Genomic DNA, 481 nt, shown 5'->3' on the forward strand with positions numbered 1-481 from the left:
GGTATCCCCATATCGACGCGAAGCACAGCGAGCCGAACGTCGCGAGCACCGGCAACTGATTGCGGCTGCGCGACCACGTCGCGCCGCACGCGCGCGCGTTCCACGTGAGGAGCGCCGGCAGCAGCACGAGCAGCGCGAGCGCGTTCGCCGCATACGCGCGCGACCATTCGCTCAGCCATTCGCGGTCGTTCATCCACACCGACAGGATCGCCGCCGCGAGCGTCGCGTGCATCGCCGCCATGCCGAGCGGCAGCAGCAGCACGAACATCGCGAAGCCGCGCAGCGTGTCCACCCCGCCGCCCGCGATCAGATAGCGCCGCGCGAGCCACGCGCCCGCGATCGCCTCGACGACGTTGACGGCCGCGAACAGCGCGTCGACGTGCCACGGCACCCAGTCGAGCGAGCCCGCGGCGAGCAGCGTGGCGAACAGCGAACCCGCGCCGAGCCACCATGCGAGCGGCCGCCGGCAGTGCAGCAGCAG

Annotated in this window: 1 pseudogene; it reads right to left on the reverse strand. The window is 72.1% G+C overall.

Annotated elements, in window-relative coordinates:
* Window positions 1-481 (reverse strand): annotated as a pseudogene (gene virA, locus J5M56_RS24850) (sensor histidine kinase VirA); the annotation flags it as partial.

Source organism: Pseudomonas sp. 51_B, from assembly GCF_017491595.1.
Lineage (GTDB): Bacteria > Pseudomonadota > Gammaproteobacteria > Pseudomonadales > Pseudomonadaceae > Aquipseudomonas > Aquipseudomonas promysalinigenes.